Source organism: Spirabiliibacterium mucosae (genome assembly GCF_014884965.1).
Classification (GTDB): Bacteria; Pseudomonadota; Gammaproteobacteria; order Enterobacterales; family Pasteurellaceae; genus Spirabiliibacterium; species Spirabiliibacterium mucosae.
In genome coordinates this window covers 1-14,473 of record NZ_JABTBO010000036.1, presented here as the reverse complement: position 1 = coordinate 14,473, position 14,473 = coordinate 1, and the positions used below count along the sequence as shown (strand labels likewise).

The following is a 14,473-nucleotide window of genomic DNA, read 5'->3' as shown; positions in this document are numbered from 1 at the left end:
CAAAATGGCGAGATTATGCTTGTGGCTGGTCACCACCGCTAAAATACTGCTGGTGCGCAGGCTTTTGAGTTTGTTGCGAAAGAGTAGCGAGAAAGCCAGCGCGAAGAAGAGATAGAGCGCGATGAAATGGTAGTTAATGCGGTGCATAAACAAAAACACCTGAATCATAATCGGCGCGCTGAGCACGGTGCAGAAAATAAAGGCGCGTAAGATTTTCACCAACGCGCAAGGCAAGTGCGGTTTGGCCAGCAGCAAAAAGGCCAGACCCACAAGATAGAGCGTGAAGGCAATCAGCGAGAGAAATAAAACATAACCAATGCTGCGCGCGATGTTAGCAATGCCGACGTCCACCAATTCCCACGGGTAGCCATAGTAATACGATTGCGCCCAGCCGTAGACATAGGCCACCGACCACCCCAGCCCAATGAAAAAGCTCGCCAACATCGACGAGCTGATCAATTTATCCAAATTGCGCATAAGCCTGCCTTAATTGTTATTAGAGTAATAGTTCAGTAATGTTACTATTATTTGAGCGGGCAGAAAAGCAAAAGTGCGGTTGAGTTGCCTCAAACCGCACTTTAGGTTAGCTAGTAGACGAGATTATTCATGTTCAAGCGGGGCTTGCACCATCAATTCATTCTCTTCGCTCGCCAGCAACACAAGGTAGCGTTGGTATTGTTTCAAAATATCGGCGATAAGCTCTTCGCGCGACATATATTGAATGTCATAGCCAATGCGGCCGTCGCCGAAATAAGTCACCGGCGTGTAGATTTGCTCGTGCTTCACGCTCGGCACGGCGGCATCTTCCACCATGGCGCTGGCGGTGTCGCGCGATTCAATGGTGACACCGTAGATGAAATCACGCATCACGCCTTTGTGAATGTGCAACTCAATACTGCGCTGCTCGTCGTCTTTTTCAACAATGCTCGCCTGCAGTTTGTGTTTGCCTGTCAGCTCGGCCAACAGCTCATTAAAGGCAGGCTTGACGGTGTTGTCCATAAAGCTGTAAATGTCGTCTTCTTGATTTTGTTTCAAGATTTGGCCAAGGCGTTTTTTCCATTTTTCACCACTCCAGAACACGGTGGATTGATCCAAACGGGTGTTGAAGTAGTTTTGGTCAACGCGCAAGCCTTGCAGCAAGCTAAAGCACATAAACACAGTGATCACAGCAAATGGCAAGGCCACCACCAGTGTCATGGTTTGCACCGCACCCAAGCCGCCTGAGTTGAGCAACGCAATCGCCAGCACGATCATAATCACACCCCACAAAATGCTCTGCCAGCGTGGCATGTCGGCGCTGCGGCCGCTCGAGGCGATATTGTTCAACACGAAAATACCTGAGTCGGCTGAGGTGATGAAAAACAGCGACAAAATCAGCAAGGCCACTAAGCTGGTGACGGTCGGCCACGGGAAGTAATCCAAAAACGAGAACAGCAACGTTTCTGGGCTCGAGGTCAACGCGCTGAGCGCACCTGAGTGGGTGATGTCTTCTAAAATCGCGCTGTCGCCGAAGATGGTGAACCACAGCAAGTTGAAGGTGGATGGGATGATCAACACGCCCAAGATAAACTCACGAATGGTGCGGCCGCGGGAGATTCGCGCGATAAACAAGCCAACAAACGGCGCCCAAGAGAACCACCACGCCCAGTAAAGCACTGTCCAGCCAGTGAACCAGTCGGCGTGATCGGTATCATAGCTAAAAGTGCGGAAGCTCATGTTCACCAAGTTGCTCAAGTAATAACCGATGTTTTCCGAAAAGACCGAAAGCAGGTAGATTGACGAGCCGGTGATCAAGATAAACAGCATCAAGCTCAAGGCGAGACCTAAGTTGATTTCACTTAAGCGGCGCACGCCTTTGCCCACACCCGAGATGGCGGAGATGATGGCAATGCTCACCACGGTGATGATGATCGCCGCTTTTGAGCCGAGGGTGGCATCACCCAAAATGCCCACGGTGGAGAGCCCCGCATTAAGCTGGGAAGCACCATAACCGAGGGTGGTGATGATCCCGAATACGGTGGCAATCAGCGCCAAGGCATCAATCAAATGGCCCCAAAAGCCGTGGATTTTGTCACGCAAAATTGGGTAAAACGCCGAGCGGATTGACAGCGGCATGCGGTAGCGGAAGCCGAAATAGGCCAGCGCTAGCGCAATGGTGCCGTAAATCGCCCACGGGTGAATCCCCCAGTGGAAGAAGGTGTAGAGCAACGCGTCTTTTTTCGGGCTGGCGGCAGTGATGGGTGAGACATAATGCATCAATGGCTCGGCCACGCCGAAGTACATCAACCCGACCCCCATGCCGGCGGCAAAGAGCATCGCAATCCAAGAGACAAACGGATATTCAGGCTCTTCGTCATCGCTGCCCAGGCGGATATCGCCCAAGCGGCTCATCGCCAGCAAGGCGAGGAACAAAATAAAAAAGCTCACCGAGAGGATGTAAAACCAGCTGAAATAGGTAAAGGCATAGTTTTTGGCCGAATCCAGCGCGCCTTGCATCGCTTGCGGGGCAAAAATACAGGCCAAGGCAATGGCCACAATAAAGATAAAACTTGGAATGAAAACGGGCATACTAAACGTCGTCCGCTTTCTGATAGAAGAAAACAAAATACAGCTCCTTTAATTAATTATTAGATAATTATGTTAGAAAATCGGAAATTTTTAGCACGAAACATAATAATTTATTTAAAAAAATAAATCAAATCGCAAATAAAAAAGCAAAGTGCGGTCACACTTTGCTTACGCCTTAAGGTGCTGTTTAGGTTAAGAAATACTGATAAGAAGCGAGATCCGTGACGTCTTGATAGGCATAGCCCAGCGCTTCAAGATGGTGCTGGAAGACTTGCTCGGTGGCCTCGCTCATTTGAAAGGCGCACAAAATATCGCCATAATCCGCGCCGTGGTTGCGGTAATGAAACAGCGAAATATTCCACTGGGTGCCGAGCATTTGCAAAAACTTCACCAGCGCGCCTTTGTGCTCGGGGAAGACAAAGCTATAAAGCTTCTCGCGCTCGGCACTGGCACTGCGCCCGCCAATCATGTAGCGAATGTGGGTTTTGGCCACATCATCGTCGCTGAGATCCTGCACGTCGTAGCCCGCAAGGCGAAGTTGGCTGATGATCTCTTGCTTTTCGTCATCACCGCCGCTGATGCGCACCCCAACAAAAATACACGCGTTGCGATGGTGGGCGTAGCGGTAGTTAAATTCCGTCACGGCGCGGTCACCCAAAATATGGCAGAATTTCAAAAAACTGCCCTTTTGCTCTGGGATTGTCACCGCCAGCAAAGCCTCTTGCTTTTCCCCGATTTCACAGCGTTCAGACACATAGCGCAGACTGTGGAAGTTCAAATTCGCGCCTGAGAGCACGTTGACTAACGTTTCCCCTTGAATATTGTGCGCCTGCACATATTTTTTCAAGCCCGCCAGCGACAGCGCGCCCGACGGCTCGGCGATGGCGCGCACGTTTTCAAATATGTCTTTCACCGCCGCGCAAATTTCATCGCTATCGACGGTGATCACATCATCGAGATACTGTTGGCAAAGGCGGAAGGTTTCATCACCAATGCGTTTGACTGCGACCCCATCGGCAAATAGCCCGACGCGTTCGAGATCAACGGGCGCACCATGCGCCAATGCCGCTTTCAGGCACGCCGAATCTTTTGACTCCACACCAATCACCTTGATTTGCGGCATTAATTGCTTGATCAACACCGCCACGCCTGCCGCCAAGCCACCCCCGCCGACGGGCACAAAAATGCGGTCAATCTGCGGCAATTGTTGGAGTAATTCCATGCCTAAGGTGCCTTGGCCGGCAATAACTTTTGGTGCGTCAAATGGTGGGATAAACGTCATTTGCTGTGCTTGCGCCAGCTCAATTGCCTTGGCTTTGGCCTCATCAAAATTGGCACCATAAAGCAGCACTTCACCACCAAAGCCACGCACCGCGTCAACTTTGATACTCGGTGTGTTTTGCGGCATCACAATCAGCGCGCGCAGCCCCAGTTTTTTCGCCGACAGCGCCACTCCTTGCGCGTGGTTGCCCGCTGAGGCGGCAATCACGCCGGCGGCTTTTTGCGCGTCGGTCAGTGAGGCAATCATGGCATAGGCGCCACGGATTTTGAAACTGTTAACCGGCTGGCGGTCTTCACGCTTGATAAAAATCTGATTGTCAAAGCGCTGCGAGAGTTTTTCCATTTTTTGCACGGGGGTGACTTCCACCACGTCGTAGACTTTGGCGGTGAGCACCGTGCGCAAATAATCATTGCCTGAAAGTTGCTCTGCAGCCATGGTTTAATCCTCTAATTTGCGTTTATCGCGCACCGCCCCTTGGTCGGCGCTGGTGGCGAGCATGGCGTAGGCTTTAAGTGCCAGCGACACGCTGCGTTGGCGATTTTTCGGCTTCCAACCGCACTTTTCTTGCTGCTCGCGCCGCGCGGCCAGCTCAGCTTCACTCACGCGCAGCTCAATCTTGCGGTTTGGGATGTCGATGGCGATGGTGTCACCGTCTTGCACCAAGCCGATGGTGCCGCCATTGGCCGCTTCTGGTGAAACGTGTCCAATCGACAGCCCCGAGGTGCCGCCTGAAAAGCGCCCGTCGGTAAGCAGCGCGCAGGCTTTGCCCAGCCCCATGGATTTGAGGTAACTGGTTGGGTAAAGCATCTCTTGCATGCCTGGGCCGCCTTTTGGCCCCTCGTAGCGGATCACTACCACGTCGCCGGCTTGCACTGCGCCGCCTAAAATGCCCTCAACCGCACTTTCTTGGCTTTCAAATACTTTGGCTTTGCCCACAAACGTGAGAATGCTCTCATCCACACCCGCGGTTTTGACAATGCAGCCCTTCTCCGCCAAGTTGCCTGACAACATCGCCAAGCCGCCGTCTTGGCTATACGCGTGCGCTTTGTCGCGAATGCAGCCCAAAGTGCGGTCGTCGTCCACACGCTCCCAACGGCAATCTTGCGAAAACGCCTGTGTGGTGCGAATGCCCGCCGGCCCCGCGCGGTAAAAATCGTGCACCTCGGTGGAATCCGTGCGTTTGATGTCATAGCGCTCAAGCTGCTCTTGCAGGCTCAAGCCGAGCACGGTGCGCGTTTGGTTGTGCAACAAATTGGCGCGGTCAAGCTCGCCTAAAATGCCCATCACGCCACCGGCGCGGTGGACGTCTTCCATGTGGTATTGATTGGTGTTTGGCGCGACTTTGCACAAGCACGGCACCACGCGCGAGAGGCGATCGATATCTTGCATGGTGAAGTCCACTTCTGCCTCTTGCGCGGCGGCCAGCAGGTGCAACACGGTGTTGGTTGAGCCGCCCATGGCGATGTCCAAACTCATGGCGTTGTCAAACGCCGCTTTGGTGGCGATGTTGCGTGGCAGCACGCTGTCGTCGTCTTGCTCGTAATAGCGCTGGCAAAGCTCGACGATTTGTCGGCCGGCTTGAACAAACAACCCTTTGCGATCGGCGTGGGTCGCCAAGCACGAGCCATTGCCTGGCAGGCTAAGGCCAAGGGCTTCGGTTAAGCAGTTCATCGAATTGGCGGTGAACATGCCCGAGCACGAGCCGCAAGTTGGGCAGGCGCTGCGCTCAATCGCTTGGCTGTCAGCGTCACTCACGTTGGGGTCGGCACTTTGCACCATGGCATCGACTAGATCGAGCTTGATCAGGTTGTCAGATAACTTGGTTTTGCCCGCTTCCATCGGCCCGCCAGAGACAAAAATGGTCGGAATGTTCAAGCGCAAGGCGGCCATCAACATCCCAGGGGTGATTTTGTCACAGTTGGAGATGCACACCATGGCATCGGCGCAGTGAGCGTTGACCATGTATTCCACGCTGTCGGCGATCAGCTCGCGCGACGGCAGTGAATAGAGCATGCCGCCGTGGCCCATGGCGATGCCGTCGTCCACGGCGATGGTGTTGAACTCTTTTGCCACGCCGCCGGCGGCTTCGATTTGCTCGGCCACCAAGGCACCGAGGTCACGCAAATGCACGTGCCCTGGCACAAATTGGGTAAATGAGTTGACCACGGCAATAATCGGCTTGCCGAAGTCGTTTTCTTTCATGCCAGTGGCGCGCCACAATGCGCGTGCGCCGGCCATATTGCGCCCTTGAGTTGAGGTCGCTGATCGTAATTTTGGCATAATCTTCCTTCCCACAAATTAAAACCGCACTTTACGCTGTTTCGATAACGCGTTCAATGCCAAATAATTTCACTAATTGATTGGTCAACAAGCTCAGCTCACGCTCGCTTGTCAAGGTTAAATCGAGCTCGATACTCTCGTCTGTGCGCTGCATTTGCATCGCCACCACACAAAAGCCGCGGTGGCGCACCACGCGTAAAATGCGCTCTAAAGTTTCAGGCCGCCACTGGGCGCTGAGGCTTAATTGATACGTTTTCATCTCACACTCCAATATCTTCTAGCATCTCGACATTGCACGCCCCAGGCGGCACCAGCGGCCACACGTTTTCGTCTGATGGAATGCACACGTGCAGCAAATATGGCCCTTCGGCATTGAGCAGCCTGTCAAGGGCGGCGTTCACCTCGCCGCCTTGCTCAATCCGCTCACCATAGATACCAAAAGCGCTGGCCAGCGTTACAAAATCGGGGTTGTCGTCTAAAATGGTTTCACTGTGGCGGGCGTTGAAAAAAAGGCTCTGCCACTGGCGCACCATGCCTAAGCGTTGGTTGTCCAGCAGCAGGATTTTAATCGGCAACTTGCCGCGCTTAATGGAGCTGAGCTCTTGAATATTCATCATAAACGAGCCGTCGCCGGTGAGCAAAATCACGTCATCCGCTGGGCGTGCTTTTTGCGCCCCCACCGCAGCCGGCAAGCCAAAGCCCATGGTGCCAAAGCCGGCGGAGGTGATGTAGTTTTTCGGGTCAAAATGGCGAATGTGTTGGGCCGACCACATTTGGTGCTGGCCCACATCGGTGGTGATGACCGCACTTGGCTTTTTCTTTTCTGACAAGGTGTTGAGCAGCCACCACGGGTTGATCGGCTGCGCGCCGTGGTTTTCAGCATAGCAAAAATCGTGCGTTTTTTTATACGCCAGCACCTCTGCGCGCCAAGGGTCGATGGCCAGCGGCACACTCAAGGCGCGCGCCGCTTGAATCAAATCGCCACGCAAGGCAACATCGGCTTGGCGCAGCTTGTTGATTTCCGCCACGTCAATGTCAACATGGATCACTTTCGCCTCAGGCGCAAAGGTCTCCAGCTTGCCGGTTACGCGGTCGTCAAAGCGCGCGCCCATCACCAGCAGCAAATCGCAATCATGCACCGCGTGGTTAGCCGCTTTAGTGCCGTGCATGCCAATCATGCCCATGTAATACGGATTTTCAGGCGAAATGCAGCCCAAGCCTTTGATGGTCGACACCGACGGGATTTGTGTTGTCGCGATCATCTCGCGCACCGCCGCCACGCCGCCGGCCATGCCAACGCCACCGCCGACATACAGCACGGGCCGTTTGGCGCTTTGCAGCAAGGTTTTGGCCGCGTCAAGATCAGACGCTAAAAGTGCGGTTGGGCGCGCAACGGGCTTGACGATGGGCTCAGCACGGGTGGGGGCAAATTGCACGTCTTTGGGCACATCAATCAGCACCGGCCCCGGCCGGCCACTTTGGGCGATGTAAAAGGCATCTGCTAGCACCTCGGGCAATTCATCGATATTTTGCACAATAAAACTGTGCTTGGTGCACGCCAACGACAGCCCCAACACGTCCGCTTCTTGGAAGGCATCGGTGCCGATAAACGGCGAGGCGACTTGGCCGGTGATGGCCACCACAGGGATGGAGTCCATCATCGCATCACCCAAGCCTGTCACCAAATTGGTCGCCCCCGGCCCTGAGGTGGCAATGCACACGCCCACCTTGCCACTGGCACGGGCATAGCCAATCGCCGCCATCGCTGCGCCTTGCTCGTTGCGGCATAACAGGTGGTCAAGCCCCGAGTCATAGAGCGCGTCATAAACCGGCATAATCGCCCCACCAGGGTAGCCGAACAAGGTCGTCACCCCGTGGGCTTTCAGGCTTGCTATGATGAGTTGTGAACCGTTCATTTCTCCTCCTAACCGCACTTTTGTTATTATTTTAGGTAAAAAAAACCCTCGCAAAATGGCGCGAGGGTTATCAAAAATGGCTTGAGCAGAATTTAAGCATAACACTCGCGTTTGGTGATAATAATCACCAAAGTGCGGAGAATGCGAATAATTCGGATGGATTTCATCTTGCTCAAACTTTTCATCAACATTGGGTTATTGATACCACATTTCCGCCAAAAGCAAAAACTTTTTTTTAAAATTTGAAAAAAACACCACAAAAATGTTGACTTGATCACAGAATTGGCGCAAATGTAATCATACGCATTCTTAATTGCACCGATTTTCGGCACAATAACGCCAGTGGCTAACAGGAGGTTGTATGAGCGAGTTAATTCAACAATTGACCGACATCGTCGGCGAGAAATACATTTTAACGGATCCGGCCAAAACGCTGCCCTATCGCAGCGGTTTTCGCTTCGGCCAAGGCAAGGCGATCGCGGTGGTCAAACCTGGCACACTGTTGGAGCAATGGCAAGTGCTCAAAGCCTGCCACAGCGCGGATGTGATTGTCATCACGCAGGCGGCTAACACGGGCTTAACGGGCGGCTCAACGCCCGATGGCAATGACTACGACCGCGACATTGTGATTGTCAGCACCTTGCGCTTGGCGCACATTCAGCTGATCAACAACGCCGAGCAAGTCATCTGCCTGCCTGGCTCAACACTCTTTCAGCTTGAAGCGGAGCTGAAAAAACACGATCGCGAAGCGCACTCTGTGATTGGTTCGTCTTGTCTTGGCGCCTCGGTGCTCGGTGGGGTGTGCAACAACTCCGGCGGCGCATTGGTGCAACGGGGGCCGGCCTACACCCAAATGGCGCTTTATGCCCAAATCAACGCCGAAGGCGAGCTGGTGCTGGTCAACCACTTAGGGGTGAATTTGGGGGAAACGCCAGAGGCGATTTTGACCAACCTCGAGCAGCAGCGCTATGACGCCAGCGACATTGAGCACAGCCACCAATGCGGGCACGATCACGGCTACCACGAGCACGTGCGCGAGGTGGATGCCGACACGCCCGCGCGCTTTAATGCCGACCCACGCCGGCTTTATGAGGCCTCAGGCTGCGCGGGCAAGCTGATGGTGTTTGCCGTGCGCCTTGACACCTTCCCGCTGGAGAAAAACACCCAAGTGTTTTACATCGGCACCAACAACACCGCCGAGCTTGACGACATCCGCCGCCATATTCTCCAGCATTTCAAAAATTTACCTGTCTCAGGCGAATACATCCACCGCGAAGCCTTTGATGTGGCAACAATTTATGGCAAAGACACCTTTTGGGCGATCAAAACCCTCGGCACCAATAATCTGCCCAAACTGTTCGCGCTGAAAAACAAAGTTGACCGCCTGTTCGGCCGCTTTTCGTTTATGCCTGCGCACATCTCTGACCGCACTTTGCAATTTTTAAGCCGATTTTTGCCGCAACATCTGCCAGAAAAAATGCGTCAATACCGCGACCAATACGAGCATCACTTGATCCTTGCGATGGCCGGCGACGGCATCGCTGAGGCCAGCGCCTTTTTGCGTGATTATTTCGCCACGCACTCAGGCGATTACTACATCTGTGATGCCGTTGAAGCGCAAGCAGCAATGCTGCATCGCTTTGCGGTGGCGGGGGCGGCAGTGCGTTATCGCATTGTTCACCACAAGGAGGTGGAAGACATTGTCGCGCTTGACGTGGCGCTGCGGCGCAACGATCGCCAATGGTTTGAAACGCTGCCAACGGAGATTGACCAGCAGTTTATCCACAAGCTCTACTACGGGCACTTTTTCTGCCACGTGTTCCACCAAGACTACATCGCCAAAAAAGGCACCAACGTACACCAAGTGGAAGACGAGATGCTCAAACTGCTCGACCAACGCGGCGCCGAATACCCCGCTGAACACAACGTAGGCCACCTCTACCACGCCAAACCCGTGTTGAAAAAGTTCTACCGCGAGTTAGACCCAACCAACAGCTTCAACCCTGGCATCGGCAAAACCTCAAAACGCAAAAACTGGCAATAACAAAAAACCGCACTTTGATAAAAGTGCGGTTTGCAATTCATGGCGGTGAGAGGGGGATTCGAACCCCCGATGCACTTTCGCGCATACACACTTTCCAGGCGTGCTCCTTCAACCACTCGGACATCTCACCGAAATCATTCGATTAGGGCAAGGAATATAAAGATTATTCCTTGCCGCGTCAAGTGTTTTTTCCGCGCGCTTAGCCTCGGCGGCACTGAGCGAGGATATCTTGCGCTTTTTTGTATTCTTGGGTGTGGATATCCCAAAGCCCAAGCACGGTGTGGAACAAATTATCTTGGCTGTAGGCCTGCGTGTGGGCATTTTCTGCCAAGCAGTGGGCATCGATCTGCTGCGCGTTCAAAAAAGCACTTGAGGCCCAGAAGATTTGCGGCACGTGGGTTTGTTCACTCGGTGCAATGGCATAGGGCGCGCCGTGCAAATACATGCCATTTTCACCTAAGGATTCGCCGTGGTCTGAAAGATAGTAAAGTGCGGTTTGGGTGTCGGGCATGTTTTTGAGTTTGCCGATCACCTCTGCCAAAAAGTGGTCAATGTAATGCACACCGTTATCATAGGTGTTGACCAGCTGCGCTGGGGTGCATTGGGCAATGTCTTTGGTGTTGCAAATTGGGCTGTAATACGCAAATTCTTGCGGATAGCGCTCGTAATAGGTCGGGCCGTGGTTGCCGATGGTGTGTAGCACCAACAAAAGATCTTTTTGCGGCTCGGCACTGACATCTTGCTCAAAGTGCGCGATGAGCGCAGCGTCTAAACATTCGCCGTCTTTGCAGTAGCGCGGATCGTTTTCATCGGTGACGCTGCGATAGCTCACGTGGTTGCACACCGCTTTGCAGCCGCCGTCGTTGTCAACCCACAGCACACGCACGCCCGCGCGCTGCACGATATCCACCAAGTTGTCTTGAGTAACCGCCGTCACGTTGTCATACCCCGCCCGCCCAAGGTTGGAGAACATACACGGCACCGAAACCGCGGTGGCCGTGCCGCAGCTGCTCACTTGGGTGAAGTTCACCACATCGCCCATGGCGGCCAGTTCAGGTGTGGTTTGCCGCGCGTAGCCATTGAGCCCCCAGTTGGCTGCGCGCGTGGTCTCCCCCACCACCAGCACAATCACACGCCGCTGGTTGCTGGGCGTGCGTGTGGCATCAAGCCCCAGCTGGGTATAAATGCGGTTTTTGCGCTGTTGGCGTTTGATTTCATTCACCCCAGCGGTGATGAAATTGCTCGGCACCAACAATTTAGGCAGCTGATGATGGTTGCGCACAAAAGAGGCGTAATCTTGGTAGAAAAACTTGGCAATGCCGCCCACCACGCCGAGGCAGAGCACCACCACCAGCGCGCGCACGCCAAGCTCTTTATACCAAGTGCGGTAGCGCACCTTCACGGCGCAATACACCACCGCCGGCAGCACGCCAAAGGCGAGCACCCACACCACGTAGCCGCCTGTGAGCATACGGCTGGATTCGGCATAGTCGGTTTGCAAAATGTTCTCGAGCATATCGGTGCCAAAATAGACGTGATAAAACAGCGCGTGGTAGCCAATCGCGGCGCTAATAATCAGCAGCGCAGGCAGAATAATTTTGTGCAGCACCGGCAAGGCCAGCAGTTGATAAACCGCAAACAACGTACACAGTACAAACAGCGGCACGCTGGCAAAAAACAGCCCATCGTGGAGGCTGGTGAAACTGAAATCTTGCCACAGGGCGCGGAAAAACGCCCAGTTGAGCACAGCGGTGAAATAAAATGCGGTGAAAAAAGTCAGCACCGTGGAGGTGGTGAAAGGTCTACGTGTCATGAAGCTCAGCCCTTAATAATCAAACTGAGCGCAGTTTACACGAGAAAAATTAGCGCACGATTAGCGCGCAAACGGCAAATAAACGCATACATTAAGCCCATGGGCAAAGTGCGGTGCATCAGAGAGCACCAGTGTGCCACCGTGGTGGGCCACAATGGTATTCGCAATCGCCAGCCCCAAGCCTGTGCCGGCCACCCCGGTGCCGAGCACGCGATAAAACGGCTCGCACACCCGCGCGCGCTCCGCGGTCGCAATCCCAATGCCGTTGTCTTCAACCTCAATGGCCATGCCCGCGGGCATTTCGCGCACGCGCACATCCACCTGGCCGCCTGTGGGCGTGTAGTGAATAGCGTTTTCGCACAGGGTTTTCAACAGCACAAAAAGGGCGCTGTCGTTGGCCATGATTGGCGTCGAGCTAGCGTGCGTGATGCCAATATCAATCTGCTTGGCATCAGCCGCGGGCAGCACCGCTTCCAGCACGCGGCAGATGAGCTCAGGCAAGATGACCGCACTTTGCCCATCTTGCGCCGATTGCATCTTCGCCAGTGAAAGCAGCTGCTCAAGCAAATGGCGCATGCGCTGCACCCCTTGGCGCACACTGGCAAGCTCTCTACTGGCCGCGCTGGGCAACGGCTGCTCGCTTAAGCGTTCAATCTGCAAAGACAGCGCACTGAGTGGCGAGCGCAACTCGTGGGCGGCGTCGGCCACAAAGCGTTGCTGCTGGGCTTGGCTTTCGCGCACTTTGGCCAGCAATTGATTCAAGGCGGTGATAAAGCCTTGCAGCTCACTGGCAATGCCCTCACTGTGCAGCGCGGAAATATCCTGCCCTGAGCGCTTGGCCACCTCGCGCGAGAGGCGGTCAATCGGCGAGAGGCTGCGGCGAATACGCCAAATCGCAAACGGGATCAAACACAGCACAAACACCACCAACGGCGCGGTGGCTAGCCAAGCGGCGTGCAGCGCGATTTCATCACGGAACTCTTTTTCGTCAAACAGCGTGGCAATATTCACGCCGTCAACCGTGCGTACATAGGCACGAAAACGCGCCTTACCGTGCGTGACGTGATGAAAGCCCTCGTTCAAGCTTTGCAAATTGGGCATAAAAAACGCAGCCTTGGCATCGGTGCGTTGATTTTGGATAAAAATGCGGTTGTCGCGGTTGTGTAAATGCACCTCAGGCAGCGCTTCATCAGGTGTGACCAACTGCGCGGTTTGCTGCAAAATGTCGTCTTGAAGCCGAAAGGCGTTGTTGAAGGCGTAATAAAACGTCAGCCCCGCGGTGAGCAGCAGCGCCAAAAGCGCAAACAGCGTGATGCTGCCGGCCAATTGCTTGATGAGCGAGCGCTTCACAGCGCCTCCTTCGGCACCTGCCAACCGGCGCCGCGCACGTTGCGGATCGCGGTTTTGCCGAGCTTTTTACGCAGCGCATGAATCAAAAAATCCACCGCGTTGCTCTCCACCTCCTCGCCCCACGGGTAGAGCTTTTCTTCCAGCAAAGGGCGGGAGAATATTTTGCCTGGCTGCTGCATCAAAATCTGCAATAGCGCAAATTCTTTGTGGGTGAGCTCAACGCTTTGGCCTTTGCAGTGGGCTTGTTGGCTGGCGAGATCCAGGGTGATGACGCCATTGCTGAGCACACTTTGCCCTTGGCACTGCTTGCGCCGCACCACTGCGCGCAGCCGCGCACACAATTCGGCCATGTCAAAGGGTTTGACCACATAATCATCGGCGCCGCCATCCAGCCCTGCCACGCGGCTGGCCACATCATCACGCGCGGTGGCGATGATAATCGAAAGTGCGGTATTGTGCTGGCGCACCTCACGCAACACACTCAAGCCGTCGCGCTTTGGCAGGCCCAAATCGAGCAGCAGCACATCAAAGGCGTGCAGCGCGAGTGCGTTGAGCGCCTTGTCGCCGTCGTTGACCCAATCGAGTGCGTAGCCTTGCGCCTTCAAGCTCGCGCTCACCGCTTGGGCTATCATCGCGTCGTCTTCCACCAATAAAATGCGCATGCTCCCCCCTTTGTTGATGGCGTTCACTATAGCAAATTTGGCTGCAAATAACCCCACTTTTGCTTTTCTGCCCGCTCAAATAATAGTAACATTGATAAACTATTACCATAATAACAATTAAGGCAGGCTTATGCGCAATTTGGATAAATTGATCAGCTCGTCGATGTTGGCGAGCTTTTTCATTGGGCTGGGGTGGTCGGTGGCGTATGTCTACGGCTGGGCGCAGTCGTATTACTATGGCTACCCGTGGGAGCTGGTGGATGTGGGAATTGCTAACATCGCGCGCAGCATTGGCTATGTTTTGTTTCTCTCACTGATTGCCTTCACGCTCTATTGGCTGGGTCTGGCTTTTTTGCTGCTGGCCAAACCGCACTTGCCCTGCGTGCTGGTGAAAATCTTGCGCGCCTTTATTTTCTGTACCGTGCTCAGCGCGCCGATTATGATTCAGGTGTTTTTGTTTATGCACCGCATTAATTATCACTTTATTGCGTTCTATCTTTTCTTCGCGCTGGCTTTCTCGCTACTCTTTCGCAACAAACTCAAAAGCCTGCGCACCAG

Annotated in this window: 9 protein-coding genes, 1 tRNA gene and 2 pseudogenes; 2 read left to right on the top strand and 10 right to left on the bottom strand. The window is 54.1% G+C overall.

The window, feature by feature from the left end:
* The 6 genes and pseudogenes from HPC37_RS10230 to ilvG form a co-directional block, all read right to left on the bottom strand.
* A pseudogene (locus tag HPC37_RS10230) lies at nucleotides 1-477 on the bottom strand (hypothetical protein); the annotation flags it as partial.
* Between the two features lie 123 nt (nucleotides 478-600).
* Complete coding sequence (locus HPC37_RS10225; RefSeq protein WP_208123017.1) at nucleotides 601-2,568, bottom strand: BCCT family transporter; 1,968 nt, start codon at nucleotides 2,566-2,568, stop codon at nucleotides 601-603.
* A gap of 187 nt (nucleotides 2,569-2,755) precedes the next feature.
* Nucleotides 2,756-4,285, bottom strand: coding sequence for a threonine ammonia-lyase, biosynthetic (gene ilvA / locus HPC37_RS10220; RefSeq protein WP_208123016.1), 1,530 nt, complete (start codon nucleotides 4,283-4,285; stop codon nucleotides 2,756-2,758).
* Nucleotides 4,286-4,288: 3 nt separating this feature from the next.
* A complete protein-coding gene (gene ilvD, locus HPC37_RS10215; RefSeq protein ID WP_208123015.1) occupies nucleotides 4,289-6,130 on the bottom strand; it encodes a dihydroxy-acid dehydratase in 1,842 nt (613 codons plus the stop codon).
* 31 nt (nucleotides 6,131-6,161) lie between these two features.
* Nucleotides 6,162-6,389, bottom strand: coding sequence for an acetolactate synthase 2 small subunit (ilvM, locus tag HPC37_RS10210; protein ID WP_208123014.1), 228 nt, complete (start codon nucleotides 6,387-6,389; stop codon nucleotides 6,162-6,164).
* A 1-nt stretch (nucleotide 6,390) separates the two neighbouring features.
* A complete protein-coding gene (gene ilvG, locus HPC37_RS10205; RefSeq protein WP_208123013.1) occupies nucleotides 6,391-8,046 on the bottom strand; it encodes an acetolactate synthase 2 catalytic subunit in 1,656 nt (551 codons plus the stop codon).
* Nucleotides 8,047-8,407: 361 nt separating this feature from the next.
* Between ilvG and dld the strand changes: the two genes are divergently transcribed.
* Nucleotides 8,408-10,090, top strand: coding sequence for a D-lactate dehydrogenase (gene dld, locus HPC37_RS10200; RefSeq protein WP_208123012.1), 1,683 nt, complete (start codon nucleotides 8,408-8,410; stop codon nucleotides 10,088-10,090).
* Nucleotides 10,091-10,130: 40 nt separating this feature from the next.
* Here dld and HPC37_RS10195 read toward each other — a convergent pair.
* The 4 genes from HPC37_RS10195 to HPC37_RS10180 form a co-directional block, all read right to left on the bottom strand.
* Nucleotides 10,131-10,220 (bottom strand) — tRNA-Ser (locus HPC37_RS10195).
* Nucleotides 10,221-10,289: 69 nt separating this feature from the next.
* Nucleotides 10,290-11,903, bottom strand: coding sequence for a phosphoethanolamine transferase (locus tag HPC37_RS10190; protein ID WP_208123011.1), 1,614 nt, complete (start codon nucleotides 11,901-11,903; stop codon nucleotides 10,290-10,292).
* A 60-nt stretch (nucleotides 11,904-11,963) separates the two neighbouring features.
* Nucleotides 11,964-13,253, bottom strand: coding sequence for an ATP-binding protein (locus HPC37_RS10185; RefSeq protein WP_208123010.1), 1,290 nt, complete (start codon nucleotides 13,251-13,253; stop codon nucleotides 11,964-11,966).
* Nucleotides 13,250-13,915 (bottom strand): response regulator transcription factor, encoded by a 666-nt coding sequence (locus tag HPC37_RS10180; protein WP_208123009.1) that lies wholly within the window; start codon nucleotides 13,913-13,915, stop codon nucleotides 13,250-13,252. Before HPC37_RS10180 ends, HPC37_RS10185 begins: the two co-directional genes overlap by 4 nt.
* Before the next feature lie 130 nt (nucleotides 13,916-14,045).
* On the opposite strand from HPC37_RS10180, the pseudogene HPC37_RS10175 reads away from it, so the two are divergent.
* Nucleotides 14,046-14,473, top strand: a pseudogene (locus HPC37_RS10175) (hypothetical protein); the annotation flags it as partial.

What these genes read in the sequence shown, in the direction of transcription:
- HPC37_RS10225 (WP_208123017.1), bottom strand. Translation starts at nt 2,568, where the DNA reads ATGCCCGTTTTCATTCCAAGTTTTATCTTTATTGTGGCCATTGCCTTG.
- ilvA (WP_208123016.1), bottom strand. Translation starts at nt 4,285, where the DNA reads ATGGCTGCAGAGCAACTTTCAGGCAATGATTATTTGCGCACGGTGCTC.
- ilvD (WP_208123015.1), bottom strand. Translation starts at nt 6,130, where the DNA reads ATGCCAAAATTACGATCAGCGACCTCAACTCAAGGGCGCAATATGGCC.
- ilvM (WP_208123014.1), bottom strand. Translation starts at nt 6,389, where the DNA reads ATGAAAACGTATCAATTAAGCCTCAGCGCCCAGTGGCGGCCTGAAACT.
- ilvG (WP_208123013.1), bottom strand. Translation starts at nt 8,046, where the DNA reads ATGAACGGTTCACAACTCATCATAGCAAGCCTGAAAGCCCACGGGGTG.
- dld (WP_208123012.1), top strand. Translation starts at nt 8,408, where the DNA reads ATGAGCGAGTTAATTCAACAATTGACCGACATCGTCGGCGAGAAATAC.
- HPC37_RS10190 (WP_208123011.1), bottom strand. Translation starts at nt 11,903, where the DNA reads ATGACACGTAGACCTTTCACCACCTCCACGGTGCTGACTTTTTTCACC.
- HPC37_RS10180 (WP_208123009.1), bottom strand. Translation starts at nt 13,915, where the DNA reads ATGCGCATTTTATTGGTGGAAGACGACGCGATGATAGCCCAAGCGGTG.